The following is a 1020-nucleotide window of genomic DNA, read 5'->3' as shown; positions in this document are numbered from 1 at the left end:
TGTGTGATTCATAGACATCATTTCAATATAATTGGTGTCTATGAACAGAGAAATTCAACAAAGACTCGTATGGGTTAAATTATTTGAAGAGACCAATGATGCTGGCCTAGTCTGTCGGAGATGTGGCATTTCTAGACCAACATTACGCAAGTGGTGGAAACGATATTCTGATCAAGGTATTGATGGATTAAGTAGTCAGAGTAAACGCCCATTAAAATCTCCAAATACTAAAATCAATGCTGAGCTAGAGGCCTTAATATTGGAAATGCGCTCGGCTAGAAATCTGGGTGCTCGACGTTTGCAAACAGAATTGATGAGGTTGCACGGAGTCTCGTTGTCCTTAGCGACTATCCATAAAGTACTATCCACCCATCAAGTCAAACCAATTAAAAAATTCCGTCGTAAAGCAGATTTCATTCGTTATGAACGCCCACTACCAGGCGATAGAATTCAAATGGATACCTGTAAACTGGGTCCTGGGCTATATCAGTACACATCTATCGATGACTGCACACGATATCGGGTTTTAAGGATATATAAACGCCGAACAGCGGCGAATACGCTCGACTTTTTAGACTGCGTAATTGAAGAAATGCCTTTTCCCATACAGCGAATACAGACCGATCGTGGGCGGGAATTTTTTGCTGAAAAAGTACAGAAAAAATTGATGCAGCATGGAATCAAATTTAGGCCAAATAAACCAGGTTCACCTCATTTGAATGGCAAGGTAGAGCGTTCTCAAAAGACTGATAAATCTGAGTTCTACGCTACTGTCGATATTAATTCTGAAGATATCCAAGACAAGCTAGCCGAATGGCAGCATTACTATAACTGGATGAGACCACATTCAGCTTTGAAAGGTAAAACACCGATGGAAAGGTACTTTGAATTATGTGAAGAAACCCCTTTCTCTGATGAGGTCCAGAAGCAATACAACCCATCCAATGAACGGATTCAACACGCCAATTACAAGATGGATTTAGAGATCGCTAAATTGAAACGATCTCTATGAATCACACA

At 40.4% G+C, this 1020-nt stretch carries 1 protein-coding gene; it reads left to right on the top strand.

From position 1 onward, the window contains the following. The first annotated feature begins 40 nt into the window (after positions 1-40). Complete coding sequence (locus FTU50_RS15310; RefSeq protein ID WP_168381713.1) at positions 41-1012, top strand: IS481 family transposase; 972 nt, start codon at positions 41-43, stop codon at positions 1010-1012. The last annotated feature ends 8 nt before the right edge of the window (positions 1013-1020 follow it).

It is taken from the genome of Acinetobacter sp. YH12112, from assembly GCF_013418945.1.
Lineage (GTDB): Bacteria > Pseudomonadota > Gammaproteobacteria > Pseudomonadales > Moraxellaceae > Acinetobacter > Acinetobacter indicus.
This window is presented reverse-complemented; position numbering and strand designations above follow the sequence as displayed.